Source organism: Arthrobacter sp. Y3221087, assembly GCF_059089905.1.
Genome location: NZ_JBNHFE010000001.1, coordinates 1,374,155 through 1,389,516, shown reverse-complemented (window position 1 = coordinate 1,389,516; position 15,362 = coordinate 1,374,155). Strand labels below are relative to the sequence as shown.

11 protein-coding genes and 1 tRNA gene are annotated in these 15,362 nt (G+C 65.2%); 8 read left to right on the top strand and 4 right to left on the bottom strand.

Features of this window, described 5'->3' with window-relative positions; translation table 11 throughout:
- On the bottom strand, window positions 1–1,494 hold the full coding sequence (gene lysA / locus AC5RUO_RS06600) for a diaminopimelate decarboxylase (RefSeq protein WP_494008647.1): 1,494 nt from the start codon (window positions 1,492–1,494) through the stop codon (window positions 1–3).
- Between the two features lie 5 nt (window positions 1,495–1,499).
- Window positions 1,500–3,164, bottom strand: a complete 1,665-nt coding sequence (gene argS / locus AC5RUO_RS06595) for an arginine--tRNA ligase (protein ID WP_494008648.1) — start codon at window positions 3,162–3,164, stop codon at window positions 1,500–1,502.
- A gap of 189 nt (window positions 3,165–3,353) precedes the next feature.
- On the opposite strand from argS, the gene AC5RUO_RS06590 reads away from it, so the two are divergent.
- From AC5RUO_RS06590 to AC5RUO_RS06575, 4 genes are all read left to right on the top strand, one after another.
- The gene (locus tag AC5RUO_RS06590; RefSeq protein ID WP_494103118.1) at window positions 3,354–3,827 is read left to right on the top strand and encodes an FMN-binding protein; all 474 of its coding nucleotides are present in this window, start codon (window positions 3,354–3,356) and stop codon (window positions 3,825–3,827) included.
- Window positions 3,828–3,830: 3 nt separating this feature from the next.
- Window positions 3,831–4,703, top strand: coding sequence for an FAD:protein FMN transferase (locus AC5RUO_RS06585; RefSeq protein ID WP_494103117.1), 873 nt, complete (start codon window positions 3,831–3,833; stop codon window positions 4,701–4,703).
- Window positions 4,700–6,244 (top strand): ferredoxin--NADP reductase, encoded by a 1,545-nt coding sequence (locus tag AC5RUO_RS06580; protein ID WP_494008651.1) that lies wholly within the window; start codon window positions 4,700–4,702, stop codon window positions 6,242–6,244. Before AC5RUO_RS06585 ends, AC5RUO_RS06580 begins: the two co-directional genes overlap by 4 nt.
- A gap of 122 nt (window positions 6,245–6,366) precedes the next feature.
- Window positions 6,367–6,442: transfer RNA gene (locus AC5RUO_RS06575), tRNA-Arg, on the top strand.
- A gap of 109 nt (window positions 6,443–6,551) precedes the next feature.
- On the opposite strand, the gene AC5RUO_RS06570 is transcribed toward AC5RUO_RS06575, so the two are convergent.
- Complete coding sequence (locus tag AC5RUO_RS06570; protein ID WP_494008652.1) at window positions 6,552–8,366, bottom strand: HNH endonuclease signature motif containing protein; 1,815 nt, start codon at window positions 8,364–8,366, stop codon at window positions 6,552–6,554.
- A 195-nt stretch (window positions 8,367–8,561) separates the two neighbouring features.
- On the opposite strand from AC5RUO_RS06570, the gene AC5RUO_RS06565 reads away from it, so the two are divergent.
- Window positions 8,562–9,614 (top strand): M4 family metallopeptidase, encoded by a 1,053-nt coding sequence (locus AC5RUO_RS06565; protein ID WP_494008653.1) that lies wholly within the window; start codon window positions 8,562–8,564, stop codon window positions 9,612–9,614.
- 60 nt (window positions 9,615–9,674) lie between these two features.
- Window positions 9,675–10,010, top strand: coding sequence for a protealysin inhibitor emfourin (locus AC5RUO_RS06560; protein WP_494008654.1), 336 nt, complete (start codon window positions 9,675–9,677; stop codon window positions 10,008–10,010).
- 50 nt (window positions 10,011–10,060) lie between these two features.
- Here the strand turns inward: AC5RUO_RS06560 and AC5RUO_RS06555 are convergent, their stop codons facing one another.
- Window positions 10,061–11,029, bottom strand: a complete 969-nt coding sequence (locus AC5RUO_RS06555; RefSeq protein WP_494008655.1) for a GlxA family transcriptional regulator — start codon at window positions 11,027–11,029, stop codon at window positions 10,061–10,063.
- Between the two features lie 81 nt (window positions 11,030–11,110).
- Here AC5RUO_RS06555 and AC5RUO_RS06550 point away from each other — a divergent pair, with 81 nt between their 5' ends.
- Both AC5RUO_RS06550 and hrpA read left to right on the top strand, forming a co-directional pair.
- Complete coding sequence (locus AC5RUO_RS06550) at window positions 11,111–11,278, top strand: hypothetical protein (RefSeq protein WP_494008656.1); 168 nt, start codon at window positions 11,111–11,113, stop codon at window positions 11,276–11,278.
- 77 nt (window positions 11,279–11,355) lie between these two features.
- Window positions 11,356–15,327 carry an ATP-dependent RNA helicase HrpA gene (hrpA, locus tag AC5RUO_RS06545; RefSeq protein ID WP_494103116.1) on the top strand — a complete coding sequence of 1,324 codons (3,972 nt, stop codon included), beginning with the start codon at window positions 11,356–11,358 and terminating at the stop codon, window positions 15,325–15,327.
- Window positions 15,328–15,362: the final 35 nt, after the last annotated feature.

Genomic DNA, 15,362 nt, shown 5'->3' with positions numbered 1-15,362 from the left:
TCAGGCTCCCATGTCGCGGTTCAGCAGATCTTCTTCGGTTTCCCCGCGGACAATCAGCCGGGCAGATCCGTCGCGCACCGCGACAACGCCCGGCCGGGCCAGATAGTTGTAGTTGCTTGAGAGGGCCCAGCAGTAGGCGCCGGTTCCCGGTACAGCAAGCAGATCACCGGCTGCCACGTCCTCGGGCAGATATACATCTCTAACAACTATGTCGCCGCTCTCGCAATGTTTGCCCACTACGCGGGACAGCTGCGGCGCTGCCGCGGAGGTCCGCGAGGCCAGAATCGCTGAGTAATCCGCGTCGTAGAGCACTGGACGGGCGTTGTCGCTCATGCCGCCGTCCACTGACACATAGCGGCGCGGATACGTAACGTTGTTACCGTCCTCACCTGCGGCGGAAGCGGCCGGAGCGTCGACGCGCACGGTCTTCAGCGTCCCCACTTCGTAGAGCGTGAAGGTGGTGCTGCCCACGATGGCGCGGCCGGGCTCAATCGATATGCGCGGCGAAGCGATACCCAGTTCCGCGCAGGTGGAACGCACGACGGCGGCCATGGCTTCCGCGATCTCGGCTGCGGGGCGGGGGGTGTCCACCGGGGTGTAGGCGATGCCGTAGCCGCCGCCGAGGTCAAGCTCGGGCATGACGATGGAGTACTTTTCCTGCATGGCTGCCAGGAAGCGCAGCAGTTTCTCCGCGGCCAGGGCGAAGCCGTCCGGCTCAAAGATCTGCGAGCCGATGTGGCAGTGCAGGCCCAGGAGTTCGATGCCGGGGTGGGCCGAGGCGGCAGCCACCGCTTCCTCCGCCGCGGACAGGCCAACCTGGTCGGTGGTGTCCGCCGCCATGGAGAGGCCGAACTTCTGGTCCTCATGGGCCGTGGCGATGAATTCATGGGTGTGGGCGTGGACGCCTGGCGTGAGCCGCAGCATCACCTTTGCCTGTTCCCCGCGGGCCCGGGCAATATCGCCCACCCGGACCAGTTCATCCAGGCTGTCCACCACGATGCGTCCAAGTCCCATGTCCAGGGCACGGTTGATCTCGGCGTCGGACTTGTTGTTGCCGTGCAGCGCCACCCGCTCCCCTGCGATGCCTGCGCGGGCAGCGACAGCCAGTTCGCCGCCTGACGCGGTATCCAGCCGGAGGCCTTCTTCCTCAACCCACTTCACCACCGCGGTGCAGAGGAAGGACTTTCCGGCGTAGTAGACATCCACGCCGCCGCAGATGTCCGCGAAAGCGGCATCAAAGGAGTCCTTGAACGCACGCGCCCGGGCACGGAAGTCCGCCTCGTCCATCACGAACAGGGGCGTGCCGAACTGTTCTTTCAGTTCCTGGACCGTGACGCCTCCAAGGGTGAGGGACCCGGCGTCGTTCCGTTCCACGCTGCCGGCCCACATCGGTTCCTGCAAGGCATTGAGGTCGGCCGGAACGGCCAGCCACCCAGGTGCCAGCGGGGATCCGGTGTTTCCGGTCTGCAATGTTCCTTCAGCTTTCAAGGTCATGGTGCTTACATCCGTTCCGGCGCGGAAACGCCAAGCAGGTCCAGGCCGTTGGCCAGCACCTGGCTGGTGGCATCGTTGAGCCACAGCCGGGTGCGGTTGACATCGGTCACGGGGTCGTCGCCCATGGGTGCCATGCGGCAGGCGTCATACCAGCGGTGGTAGGCGCCGGCGATGATCTCCAGGTGGCGCGCCACGCGGTGCGGTTCGCGCAGTTCCGCGGCCTTGGCCACCACCGAGGGGTAGCTGCCCAGGTATGAAAGCAGCTCGTTTTCCGTAGGGTGGTCCAGCAGCGAGGCGTTGAAGCGGTCTTCACCGTCCACCGTGCGCTCCACTCCCGCGGCCACGGCGTTCCGTGCTGCGCCGCGTGAGCGTGCGTGGGCGTACTGGACGTAGAACACCGGGTTTTCGTTGCTGTGCTTCTTCAGCAGCTCGGGGTCAAGGGTCAGCGGCGAATCTGCCGGGAAGCGGGCCAGCGAATAACGCACGGCGTCCTTGCCCAGCCAGTCGATCAGGTCCTTGAGCTCGATGATGTTGCCGGCACGCTTGGAGAGCTTGGCCCCGTTGACGGACACCAGCTGGCCGATCAGCACCTCTATGTTCTTATCGGGATCGTCGCCGGCCGCCGCGGCGATCGCCTTCAGCCGGTTGATGTAGCCGTGGTGGTCGGCGCCAAGGAGGTAAATCTTTTCGGTAAAGCCGCGGTCCTTCTTCGAGAGGTAGTACGCGGCGTCGGCGGCAAAGTAGGTGGGCTCGCCGTTGGCGCGGATCATCACCCGGTCCTTGTCGTCGCCGAAGTCCGTGGTCCGCAGCCAGACGGCATCGCCGTCGTCGAACACGTGGCCCTGCTCGCGAAGGCGCGCCACGGCACTTTCGATAGCGCCGGCGTCGTGCAGTTCCTGCTCCGAGAAGAAGACGTCAAACTCGACGCCGAAGTCCGCGAGGGTGGCCTTGATGTCCTTCATCTGTGCCTGGTACGCGGCGGCGCGGATGACGGGAAGCGCGGCAACTTCGGTGAGTTCGCGGATATCCGGATGCGCGGTGAGCACCTCATGGCCGAGGTCGGCGATGTACTGGCCCGGATACCCGCCCTCAGGCACCGGGAGGCCGTGAAGCCGCGAGTAGACAGACTTGGCGAAGGTGTTCATCTGGGAGCCGGCGTCGTTGATGTAGTACTCGGCCGTGACGTCCGCGCCCGATGCCCGGAGCACGCGCGCGATGGAATCGCCCAGGGCGGCCCAGCGGGTGTGGCCGATGTGGAGGGGGCCGGTGGGGTTGGCCGAAACGAACTCCATGTTCACGGTGTGGCCGGCGAGCGCGGAATTGGTTCCATACTGCTTGCCCGCTTCAACAATCACCTTGGCGAGGGCGCCGGCGGTGGCAGCATCAACGGTGATGTTCAGGAACCCGGGGCCGGCAATGTCCACGGCCGAGACGCCGTCGATCGATTTCAGCCGGGCACTAAGGATAGTGGCGAATTCCCGCGGGTTCGTGCCAGCCTGCTTGGCCAGCTGCAGGGCGATGTTGGTTGCCCAGTCGCCGTGTTCCCGGTTCTTGGGTCGCTCCACGCGCACCTCATCAGGCACAGCTGATGCTGAAAGGGCGATGTCACCGGCGGCAACGGCGTCTTTCAGGCAGGCGGATATGGCGAGGGAGAGTTCTTCGGGAGTCACCCCTCTAGCCTACCGGGGGCCAGTGACAGCAAAGAATTCTGCGTATTGTGCGGGGGCCGCCTTACACAGGACGGCCACAAGGAAAAACCCGACGACGGCACAGGGTTGAACCAATAGGCTGGATTCAGCGTTGACAACAGCGTAACCACCGCTTGAACTCCGTGATCCCTATGACGAAACGAGAGCCTTATGAGACCCACCGTGCGCAAGAGCGTTTATGCCGGTATTGCCGGCCTCTCCCTCGCGGGAACCGTGACAGGCTGTGCGCCGTCCGCTACCGAAACCGCTCCTGCCTCCACCGGTGGAAACGCAGCCGAAACCACTGCTGCGCCATCACCGAACGCGTCCTCCCTCGCCGGCAGCGGCTCCACGTACAAGGACGGCACCTACAGCGCGGACGGAAACTACGTCTCGCCCAACGGCACCGAGACCGTGGGCGTCCAGCTCACCCTCGCTTCGGGCACGGTGAAGGACGTCCAGATCACCCAGCATCCCTCCAACCCCAACACCCGCAAATTCCAGGGCGAGTTTGCCGGCGGCATCGCGGCGCAAGTAGTGGGCAAGAACATCGACGAGCTCAATGTTTCGAAGGTGGCCGGCTCTTCACTCACCAGCGGCGGCTTCAACCAGGCAGTGGAACAGATCAAGTCGGAAGCCCGGTAGGCGGTGCCGGGAGGGGACGTGGAGGGCATATCGTTCGAGGGCATCGGGACGCACTGGGAAATTTCGTCGTCCGTTCCGCTGGGGCCGTCCCTGACGGAGCGCATCCTGGCCAGGGTTGAAAAATTCGACGCCGACTGGTCCCGTTTCCGCAGCGATTCCCTGGTGAGTGCCATGGCACGGACACCGGGCCGCTATAGCTTTCCGGACGAGGCCGGACAACTCGGGGAGCTGTACCGGACCCTCTACGAGATCTCTGGCGGGACCATGACTCCCCTGATCGGCGCAAGCCTCGAGCGGCTCGGTTATGACGCTGTGTACTCGCTGCAGCCGGCCGGTTCCCCGCTGCCCGCTCCAGCCTGGGACGACGTCCTGGAATGGAACGGAACATCCATCACCACCAATGCTCCCGTGGTACTGGATGTCGGCGCCGCCGGGAAGGGGCTGCTGGTGGATCTGCTGGGGGCCGAACTGGAATCGGCGGGCGTTGATGCGTTCGTCGTCGACGGCAGCGGAGATCTCCTGGCACGCGGCCCGTCCCCCGTAGCGGTGGCTTTGGAGCATCCCTACAATCCGGACCAGGCCATTGGGGTGGTCCAACTGGCAGGGCGCGCACTGTGCGCTTCCGCTGCCAACCGGCGGGCCTGGGGTGACGGACTGCACCACGTGCTGGACGGAACCACCGGCAAGCCCGTCCAGACCGCCGTCGCCACCTGGGCCCTGGCGGAGACAGCCGTCCTTGCCGACGCGCTGGCCACGGCGCTCTTCTTTGTTCCCGGCGCGCACCTCCAGGAATCGTTCGATTTCTCCTGGCTGACGGTGTATTCGGACGGCAGTGCGGGCTACTCCGAAGAATTTGAAGGGACACTGTTCACATGAGCCCTGTCGGAACCCCTCATGCCGGTTCTGCCGCATCTGCCACCGGACGGATGGATACCCTGCTTGGCAGGTTCACCATGTACCGGCTCATCCTCCTGGTACTGGCAGCCCTTGCCGTGTACAGCCTGCTGCTTGAGGTCCTGGGCTGGCTGACTTTCGGAATCCCGGAGATGCTGGCCCACCTGGCCTTGTGCCTTGCCCTGACCTACGCCTCCAACCGGGCCCTGGCGGCGCTGTTCCGGGTACGGCCGCACTCGGAATCGTCACTGATCACCGGGCTGCTGCTCTACTTCCTTTTCTGGCCTTCCTTCCAGCCGTTGGACGTAGCGGGGGTCGCCCTGGCATGTGTGCTGGCGTCGGCGTCCAAATACGCCCTTGCCTGGCGCGGCCGGCACATCTTCAACCCCGCTGCCGCGGGAGCCTTCGTCGCCGGCCTTACCGGGCTCAATATCGCCACCTGGTGGGCAGCGACGCCTGCCATGCTGTGGCTACTGGTCCCGGGCGTGCTGCTGGTCCTTTACCGCACCAGGAAAGTCCTGATGGCCTCGGTGTTCACCATCGTGGCGACGGGCATCATCACCTTTGAGCTGCTCAGGGCCGGCTTGACTGCCGGGATGGGCATCTACCAGGCCCTGGCGCAACGGCCGGTGCTCTTCTTTGTCGGGTTCATGCTGACCGAGCCCCTGACGCTTCCGCCGCGGCGGTGGCAGCAGCTGGCGCTGGCCGCCGTCGTCGGCGTTGTCTTTGCGGTCCCCTACAATCTCGGATTCATCGCGAATTCCCCCGAGGCGGCGCTGCTGCTGGGCAACTTCCTTGCCTTCCTGGTGGGCCAGCGGGGCGGTGTGAAGCTGCGGTTCGCAGGAAGCCGGAGGCTGACCCCGAGCACCACGGAATTTTCGTTCGAGCCGGCCAGGCCGGTGCGCTTCCTTCCGGGGCAGTACATGGAGCTCGACCTGCCGCACGCCAAGTCTGACGGGAAAGGACGACGGCGGGTGTTTAGCCTGACAGGTTCGCCTGCGGAAGGCCTCGTGAGATTTGGCGTCCGGACCGCCGAGCCTTTGTCCGCGGCCAAGAAGGTGCTCCTGGGGCTGAAGCCCGGCGACGAGGTGACGGCCACCTCGGTGGGCGGTGACTTTGTCCTCCCCCGCGACCCCCGCAGACCTGTACTGCTCATTGCCGCCGGCATCGGGATCACACCTTTCCTCTCACACTTGAGGTCGGAAGGGCTCCGGGAACGTGACGCCGTCTTCCTCCTACTGGCCAGGAGCGCCAACGAGATCGCCTATGCTGACGAACTTCGTGCTGCGGGCATCAGGGTCCTGGTACGCCTCGCGGACGGTTCGGAACCCCCGCCGGAATTTGGCGCTGTTCCGGCCGGAACACCCCGGCTGGACCCCGAGGGATTGAGGGCGCTTGTTCCGGACATTGGCAGCCGTGAAGTGTATGTCTCCGGCCCGCCCGCCAGCGTTGCCTCACTACGCCGTGCCGCACGGAAAGCAGGGGCCCGGCGGGTGCACGTTGACTCGTTCTCCGGGTACTGAGGCCACGGTTCCATGTGCTCCTCGCCTGTTAGCAACGCCGGAGCAGGACAGGTTTTCCCTTGGAGCCCACCTTCCTGCTAAGCTCTAGGACGTCCCGCCGGGAACGGCAGGAAATCCGGATTGCCCTCGTAGCTCAGGGGATAGAGCGTCTGCCTCCGGAGCAGAAGGTCGTAGGTTCGAATCCTATCGAGGGCACCATCAGAAGCGGCCCGGTCACTGACCGGGCCGCTTTCGTTTTCCAGTTTGTTTTTCCGGGCAAGCTCGCAGCGGGCACCACTTTACTTTTGCCCGGGTAAGTTCGTGATTATTACTGGTGGCTTAACGCTGCTTCCTCGGCCTCAAGCCGCAGCAGCCAGTCCGGGAACCGATCTTTGGCTGGATCGTATCCGAGCAATTCAGGATCATCCGGGAAGCCAGCGTCATCAACGATGTCCGGGTCCGGCACGTCCGCGTCTGTAATTTCGACGTCACCCCATTCCAACCACGGCGGACACACCAAGTCCTCGTAGGTCTCATGCATTTCGAAGTCCTTAGGTGCTGTACCGTCATTCAGCAGGGCAGCCAGGTCGGGCGGCAGCTGTGGTGGTTCCCAGCCTGGACGTTCGCTGGCGTAGTGGCGGCCGGTGGGTGAGGTCCAGCCGGGTGGTTCGTTTCTTGTTGCTTCCGTTGGTGTCCAGCCGCTGTTGTGCTTGAGCCGGTGATGTTTTGGGCAGAGTTGTGCCAGGTTGCTGATGCCGGTGGTTCCGCCGTGTTGCCAGGCTTGAAGGTGGTCGGTGTCGTTATCCGGGGAGTTGTTGTTGCAGCCGGGAAAGGTGCATTTGCCGTCCCGGAGCCGGAGCGCTTGTTTCATGGCTTTGGTGAGCCGGTAGCTGGTGCGGCCGATTTCCAGCGGTGCACCGTCCCGCGGGTCGACGAGGACGCGGGTGAAGGAACTCGCTCCGTCGACGAGGAGTTTGCGGGCCATGGACGCCGGGATCGGGCCGTACCCGTCGAGGATGGCCGGTTCGTCCGTCACGCCGAACATCGCCAACGCCGGGACAGTGACAAGCACATCCGCCCGCGGCACCGGTACCTTCCCAACCCCCGGGTCGACCGCAATAAGCGTGGTTGCCAAGTCCTTGCTGGTGCCGTCATTGCGGTGCAGGATCGCGGTGAGGTCTTCGGGGATGCCAAGGACTGCTGCCGGTTCGTCGGACCCTTCAAGCGTTGCGAGCCCGATGAAGTCGTTCGGGATCTGTTCGCTGGCGCTGCCAGATTCGGTGGGACAGGCCGCGTCCCCGCCGCCGGACTGGGCGGGCGCGAGGAGGCGGTTGGCGACGATATCGGCGCAGAGCTGCGGCAGGGTGCGGATTTCGGTGGGTCCCTGCAGGCCGCGCGCGGTAGCCCTTGCCCTGTTCCAGATTCCTGTGGCGGTATCTGCAGGGAGGTACGCGGCGATCCAGGCCATCCCGTCACGGTCCCGGTGGAACTCGACCCGCCGGTCGGCCACGGACTTCGCGTGGCGTTTCTGGATCGACTCGGGGTGGTGGCGTTCCCGCCAAGCCCTGACCTTGGCCCGCAGCCGGGACGGCACGAGCCCGGTGGCGGGGCAGCCCCGGGCCGGGTTCGGTGCATCCGGGTCCAGGAAATGATCCGCCAAAGCCACGGCGGCGGGATGGTCCAGGGCCTCGGTTTCGTCGGCGATGATTTTGGCCTGCTGCCAGGAGAGGGCCCCGGTGGACAACGCCCCGTACACGGAAGGGAGAGAGCAGACCTGTCGGGCCTGGGTGACGAACGCCCCTGCCGCGCCTGAACTGATGGTCAGGACCCCTGCGATCTCCTCAATGGTCGAGATCTCCTGAAAGATCCGTGCCTGAACCGGAGCGTCCGGCGGAGTCATCGCATCCTGAAGCTCAACCGATTCGGCGGCGTCCCGGAGCTTCAATGCAGCGACCTGGGCTTCGAGCCTCGCCAGCTGGCCCAGCCGTTCCAGGCGGAGTTCATAGGCACGCTGCAAGACGTTTGTCCCTTCGCCGTCGACGGGATTTCGCAGCTGCGCATCTTCAAGGAACAACGCGTCGAGGGCCGCGACAGAGGCATGAATGCCTGCCATCTCCGCTGCCGTCAACGTGCCGTTTTCCATACCCACATCATCGTGCGGGGCTGTGACATTCTTCGTGCATCCCGCTCAAGGCGGCGATAACCAACAAAGCCGGTCGGCCGTCGTCGTGCTTCTGCGTGCTACCGCCACCCGCGAGAAACGGCCCGTACCGCGTGTGCTGCCCCGATTGTCAGAGCCCCCTCGTAGTCTGAATTGACCTAGTTGAGGGGGTACGCCATGCACGTTCCGTACTGTTCCATCGTCCCGCCCTACCTGCTGCGGCGGCTGGCCCGGCAGGATGCTCCGCAGTATTCTGCGGCTGCCCGTGCCGCCAGGGAGGCCCTTGGCCACGTCGGCTCATTCCAGGCGTCCCGGACCCAGGCCATGCCCGATCTTCCTTCTGGCGTGCGCCTGGCGAAGCCAGGGCCGTCCAACCGGACCATCTACGATGCCGACGGTTCGGAGACCCTGCCGGGAAGGCTGGTGCGCAAGGAGGGCGAACCCGGGACGGGGGATGCCGCAACCGATGAAGCCTACGACGGACTGGGACACACCCACCGCCTTTATGCCGACGTTTTCGGCCGCAACTCCATCGACGGCCAGGGAATGCGGCTGGATGCAACCGTGCATTTCGGCAAGCTCTATGACAACGCTTTCTGGGACGGCAGCCAGATGGTCTTCGGCGACGGCGATGGCGAAGTTTTCGAGCGTTTTACGGCATCCTTGAGCGTCATCGGCCATGAACTCGCCCATGGAGTAACCCAGCACTCCGCCGCCCTCGCTTACCGGAACCAGGCCGGCGCCCTGAACGAATCGATGTCAGATGTTTTCGGCGCCCTCGTGGAACAGTACGTGAAAAACCAGTCCGCGGCCGAGGCCAGTTGGCTGATCGGCGAGGGGCTTTTCACCGCCGAGGTGGAAGGAAGTGCCCTGCGCTCCATGAAGGCTCCCGGAACGGCGTACGACGACGATGTGCTGGGTAAGGACCCGCAGCCGGACTCCATGGACTCCTATGTCAGGACCAGCGCGGACAACGGCGGGGTCCACATCAATTCTGGTATTCCAAACCGCGCCTTCTACCTGGTAGCGGAATCCCTGGGCGGGAACGCTTGGGACTCCCCCGGCCGCATCTGGTACGAAACCCTGACGGGCGGATCCCTGCCTGCCACAGCCACCTTCAGCGTCTTCGCGCGGGCCACCGCCGCTGCCGCCGTGGAGCTCTTCGGTTCCGGCTCACAAGAGCATGACGCCGTGCGGCAGGCGTGGGAAACTGTGAAGGTCAAGCTTTAAGGGATGCCTGGTTGCCGGACTTTAAGCCGCCAGGCTGCGTGGAAGCCCAGGAACCAGGCCATGAAAATCAGCGTGGAACGCACAGGTGGGATTGCCGCGATGACGCGGGTGTGGACCGTCGATGCGCGCTCTGAAACGGCAATCAACCAGTGGGAGCCGATCGTGGAAGCCTGTCCGTGGGATGCCGTTCCCCGGACACCGCGGGCTGCGGCCGAACAGTTCGCCGGGAACCAGCCTGACCGGTTCATCTATTCAATCCGGGCCGGGGACAGGCGGGCGGCCCTGCCTGAACGGGCAGTGACCGGACCTTGGCGCGTGCTCGTGGAGCGGACCCGTGCAGCAGCCCAGGAGCCCGGGAGTGGGCAGGGCACAAATATCCCGGGCAGCAAGGAATAGGCCGCCCAGGCCAGGCCCGGGCAACACTCAAACCAGATCGCGGGCTGTAGCTAGCCCGCCTCGGCCAGCTGCCCCCGGAATGCCCGACGGTAGGACTGCGGGCTGGTGTCGAGGACCTTGGCGAAATGGTGCCGCAGCAGGACCGGATGGCCAAACCCGGCTTCCCGGGCAATCTCATCGATGTTCAGATCGGTCGATTCCAGCAACTCCTGGGCCCGGAGTACCCGCTGGGAGTTGAGCCAGGCCGCCGGTGTGGCACCCGTTTCGGAGCGGAACTTCCTGGCAAAGGTCCTGGGCGACATGTGAACCCGGGCTGCCAACTCGTTGACCGTATGCTCACGGTCCAGGCTCTGCACCATCCACCGCAGCAGCTCTTCCATGGGCGCCGAGCCGCAGGCGGGCATGGGCCGGTCGATGAACTGGGCCTGGCCGCCGTCGCGGTGTGGCGGAACCACCATGTCACGGGCAATCGCGGCGGCAACGTTGGCCCCGAGCTCCAGCCGTACCAGGTGCAGGCAGGCGTCGATCCCGGCGGCGGTTCCGGCAGAGGAAATGATATTGCCGTCCTGCACATAGAGGACATTCTCATCCACCTGCACGTCCGGGTACGCCTCGGCCAGGTCACGGGAGTAATGCCAGTGGGTTGTGCAGCGGCGGCCGTCCAGCAGGCCTGCGCGTGCCAGCGCGAATGCTCCCGAGCAGATCGATAGAACCCACGCGCCCCTGGCGTCAGCGGCGCGGAGGGCAGCGAGCACAGGCTCCGGCATCTCCTGGTCCCGCCCGAAGGGAGCCATGATCACCAGGTCTGCGTCTTCGGTGGCTTCCAGTCCGTGGCTAACGTTCATGGACAACCCCGACTTCATGGGAACGTTGCCCGGCTCGGGCGTGCAGACCCGGAAATCAAAGGCGGGGACTCCACCGCCCCGGGCTGACCTGTCGATCCCGAACACCTCGCAGGCCGTCCCGAATTCGAAGATCGAAAAGTTGGGAACCACAATCACCGCTACCGATTTCAGCATGCTTCCATTGTGGCAGGAAGTTTAGCTTTTTGGGCATTTCTGCCACTGGTGAGTAAGTGCCGTGAAGAGAAGCATGGAGCCATGGAAATCTTCGCAGCCATCACCGTCATCCTGCTCCTCCTCCTCGCTGCAGCAACCATCGCAGCGCTCCTGCGCGACGGACGGGGCCACACCCCTCCCGTGAGCTCCCATGAGGAATGGTCCGCCCTGGACCTTCCCAGCACCAGCTATACGCTCCGCATCTTCTAGCAAGCCCGTACCGCAAAGAACGCCGCAGGCAGTCGAACCGGGGGTCCCGGCCCCGCCGCAGTAGACTGTCTGCAGCCATGACTTTGCATATCTCCTATCCCGCCGAGCTGCCGGTCTCCGAGCGCCGCGAGGACCTGATGGCGGCCATTGCCGCCAACCAGGTGACCATCATTGCCGGCGAGACCGGCTCCGGAAAGACCACCCAGATTCCCAAGATGTGCCTGGAGCTCGGCCTCGGCGAGAACGGGCTGATCGGCCACACCCAGCCCCGCCGGCTGGCAGCGCGCACGGTGGCCGAGCGCATTGCCGAGGAGCTCCGCGTCGAGATTGGCCAGGAAGTTGGTTTCCAGGTCCGCTTCACCGGCGAGGTCAGCAAGGCAACCAAGGTGAAGCTGATGACGGACGGCATCCTGCTGGCCGAAATCCAGCGGGACAAACTGCTCCGCAAGTACAACGCCATCATCATTGACGAGGCCCACGAGCGCAGCCTCAACATCGACTTCATCCTCGGTTACCTCAAACGGATTCTGCCGCAGCGCCCGGACCTGAAGGTCATCATCACCTCGGCCACCATCGACCCCGAGCGCTTCGCCAACCACTTCGGCACTGAGGAAGAGCCCGCGCCCATCATCGAGGTGTCGGGCCGCACCTACCCGGTGGAAATCCGCTACCGCCCCCTGACCCAGCCCAGGGCGGACGACGAAGAGGCCTCCGACGACGAACTCGAGGAGGACCGCGACCCGCTGGATGCCGTGTGCGACGCCGTCGACGAGCTGGCCAACGAGGCGCCCGGGGACATCCTGGTCTTCTTCTCCGGCGAGCGCGAGATCCGCGACGCGGCCGAGGCGCTGCAGCCCCGCATCCAGTCCAACCGCCGGCTTGCAGGCACGGAAGTGCTCCCGCTCTTCGCGCGCCTAAGCCTGCAGGAACAGCACAAGGTCTTCCACCCGGGCAGCAAGCGCCGGATCGTGCTCGCCACCAACGTGGCGGAGACGTCGCTTACCGTGCCCGGCATCAAGTACGTCATTGACACCGGAACGGCCCGCATCTCCCGGTATTCGCACCGCACCAAGGTCCAGCGGCTGCCCATCGAACGCGTCTCGCAGGCATCGGCTAACCAGCGGTCCGGGCGTTGCGGCCGTGTTTCGGACGGTATTGCCATCCGCCTGTATTCGGAGGAAGACTTTGGGTCCCGGCCGCGGTTCACGGATCCGGAGATCCTGCGGACCAACCTCGCCGCGGTCATCCTGCAGATGACCGCCATGGGCGTGGCCCGCGGGCCCAAGGACGTGGAGGACTTCCCGTTCGTCGAGCCTCCCGAAACACGGGCGATTAACGACGGCGTCACGCTGCTCCGCGAACTCGGCGCCCTGGCTGCCCCGAAGCCGCAGAACGCGGAAGGTAACGGCAGGAGCGGCAGCGGCCTCACCGCCGTCGGGCAGAAACTAGCCCAGCTGCCCGTGGACCCCCGGCTGGGCCGAATGATCGTGGAGGCGGGCAAGCGCAACTGTGTCCGGGAAGTCATGATCCTGGCGGCGGCGCTCACCATCCAGGACCCCCGCGAGCGTCCCACGGACAAGCAGCAGCTGGCGGCGGAGAAACACAACCGGTTCAAAGACGAGAACTCGGACTTCACCGGTTACCTGAACCTCTGGAACTACCTGCAGGAGAAGCAGCAGGAGCTGTCCTCGTCCGCGTTCCGCCGCCTGTGCCGCAGCGAGTTCATCAACTACCTGCGGGTGCGCGAGTGGCAGGACCTCTTCGCCCAGCTGCGCCAGCTGGCGCGTCCGCTCGGCATCAGCCTGGACAACAAGCGCCTGGCGGACCCGGTGGGCAACCATGACGGGATCCACATCAGCCTGCTGTCCGGGCTCCTGAGCCATATCGGCATCCTCGATGAGCGCAAGCGCGAGTATGCCGGCGCCCGCGGCAGCCGGTTCGCAATCTTCCCCGGTTCCGCCCTGTTCAAGAAGGCCCCCACCTTCGTGATGGCCGCCGAACTCGTGGAGACCAGCAGGCTTTGGGCACGGGTGGCTGCCAAATTCGATCCCGTCTGGGCAGAACAGGTGGCCCCGGAGCTGGTGAAGCGCACCTACAGTGAGCCGCACTGGTCCACCCGCCAGGGTGCGGTCATGGCCTACGAGAAGGTCACACTTTACGGCGTGCCCATCATCGCCCAGCGGCGCATCAATTACGGCCGGGTGGATCCGGTGGTTGCCCGCGAGCTCTTCATCCGGCACGCACTGGTAGAAGGCGACTGGCGCACGCACCATAAGTTCTTCCACCGCAATCGTGCGCTCCTGCAGGAGGTGGAGGAGCTCGAGGCCAGGATGCGCCGCCGGGACCTGCTGGTGGATGATGAGACGCTGTTCGAGTTCTACGATGCCCGGATTGGCCCGGACGTGGTGTCCGAGCGCCACTTCGACAAATGGTGGAAAGAGGCCCGGAGACAGAACCCGGACCTGCTGGACTACGATAAGTCGCTCCTCCTGAGCGATGACGCGGATGACCTGGACGAGTCCGCCTTCCCCAGGACCTGGCTGCACAAGGGTTTTGAGCTGCCGCTGAGCTATGAGTTCCATCCTGTGGCCCCGGGGTCCCCGCCCAACCCGTCCGACGGCGTCACGGCGGAAGTGCCCGTCCTTTTCCTCAACCAACTGGACGACGCCCCGTTCCGCTGGCTGATTCCGGGCCAGCGCGTGGAACTTGTCACCGCGTTGATCAAGTCGCTGCCCAAGCAGATCCGGAAGAACTTCGTCCCGGCACCGGACGTTGCCCGGCAGGCAGTCGCCGTCCTGGAATCGGACTTCGATCCCGCCAACGACGAGCTGGAACCCTCACTGGAGCTGGCCCTTCGGCGGATCCGCGGCGCCATAATCCCGCCTGGGTCATGGAACTGGGACGCCGTGCCCCCGCACCTGCGCGTCAGCTTCAAGGTGGTGGACAGCAAGGGCAAGGTCCTGGAGGAAGGCAAGGACCTTGCAGCCCTCCAGGAACGGCTTGCACCCGCGACCCGGCGCGCAATTGCGGAGTCACTGGGCGCCACCCCCGCGACGACTGGTCCCAATAACACCACTGCCGGGGGCAAGGGACCGGGCAGAGGCAAGACGGACGACGGCGGCACGCCCGGGCTGCCCTCATCGGGCAAGGGAGGTCCGGCTTCCGCGCCTGTCGGCTTTGTGGAACAGGACGGCCTGACGGAATGGAACTTCGGGGCCCTTCCGCGGGAAGTCAGCAGCATGGTGAAGGGACACACGGTCACCGGGTACCCCGCACTCGTGGACCAGGGCACCTCCGTCTCGCTGCGGGTCTTCCAGACACCGGAGGAACAGCTCGATGCCACGCGCGGCGGCGTGATCAGGATGCTGGCCCTGCGGGTTCCGTCGCCGGACCGCTATGTGCTGGAGCACCTGAGCAACACGGAGAAACTGACGTTCAGCCAGAACCCGCACGGCTCGGTGTCCGCACTGATTGCAGACTGCGCCCTCGCGGCCATCGACAAGCTCACTCCAGCAGAACTGCCCTGGGACAGGCAGGCCTTCGATGCCCTCTACGAAGTGGTGCGGGCGGAATTGATCGACACCGTGTTCAGCGTGACCGCGGTGGTGGAACGCATCCTGGCCGCCACCCGGCGCATCGAAAAGCAGCTGAAGGGAACCACCAGCCTGGCCCTGATCAGTGCGCTTAACGACATCAAGAGCCAGCTGGAGCAACTGGTCTACCCCGGTTTTGTGGCACGCACGGGCTACGCCCAGCTCAGCCAGCTGCCGCGCTACCTCACTGCCATCGAGAAGCGGCTTGAACGGTTGCCGGGCAACGTGCAGCGGGACGCACTGAACATGGCGGTGGTGCAGCGGCTGGAGGACGAGTACGACGATGCCGTGGCGGCGCTGCTCCCCGGACGGCGCGCCGGCCGCGAGTTGGCCCAGGTTCGCTGGATGATCGAGGAGCTGCGGGTGAGCCTTTTCGCCGTCGAACTTGGAACGGCCTACTCGGTGTCCGAAAAGCGCATCCGCACGGTACTCAACAAGGCCTTGGCGCCGGCCTGACGACCTTCAAACAAAGATGTCCCGGTGCGGGCCGG

Coding starts and splice junctions, on each gene's coding strand:
- AC5RUO_RS06580 (WP_494008651.1), top strand. CDS start 4,700: ATGAGCCCTGTCGGAACCCCTCATGCCGGTTCTGCCGCATCTGCCACC.
- AC5RUO_RS06570 (WP_494008652.1), bottom strand. CDS start 8,366: ATGGAAAACGGCACGTTGACGGCAGCGGAGATGGCAGGCATTCATGCC.
- AC5RUO_RS06555 (WP_494008655.1), bottom strand. CDS start 11,029: ATGCTGAAATCGGTAGCGGTGATTGTGGTTCCCAACTTTTCGATCTTC.
- AC5RUO_RS06550 (WP_494008656.1), top strand. CDS start 11,111: ATGGAAATCTTCGCAGCCATCACCGTCATCCTGCTCCTCCTCCTCGCT.
- lysA (WP_494008647.1), bottom strand. CDS start 1,494: ATGACCTTGAAAGCTGAAGGAACATTGCAGACCGGAAACACCGGATCC.
- AC5RUO_RS06560 (WP_494008654.1), top strand. CDS start 9,675: ATGAAAATCAGCGTGGAACGCACAGGTGGGATTGCCGCGATGACGCGG.
- hrpA (WP_494103116.1), top strand. CDS start 11,356: ATGACTTTGCATATCTCCTATCCCGCCGAGCTGCCGGTCTCCGAGCGC.
- AC5RUO_RS06590 (WP_494103118.1), top strand. CDS start 3,354: ATGAGACCCACCGTGCGCAAGAGCGTTTATGCCGGTATTGCCGGCCTC.
- AC5RUO_RS06565 (WP_494008653.1), top strand. CDS start 8,562: ATGCACGTTCCGTACTGTTCCATCGTCCCGCCCTACCTGCTGCGGCGG.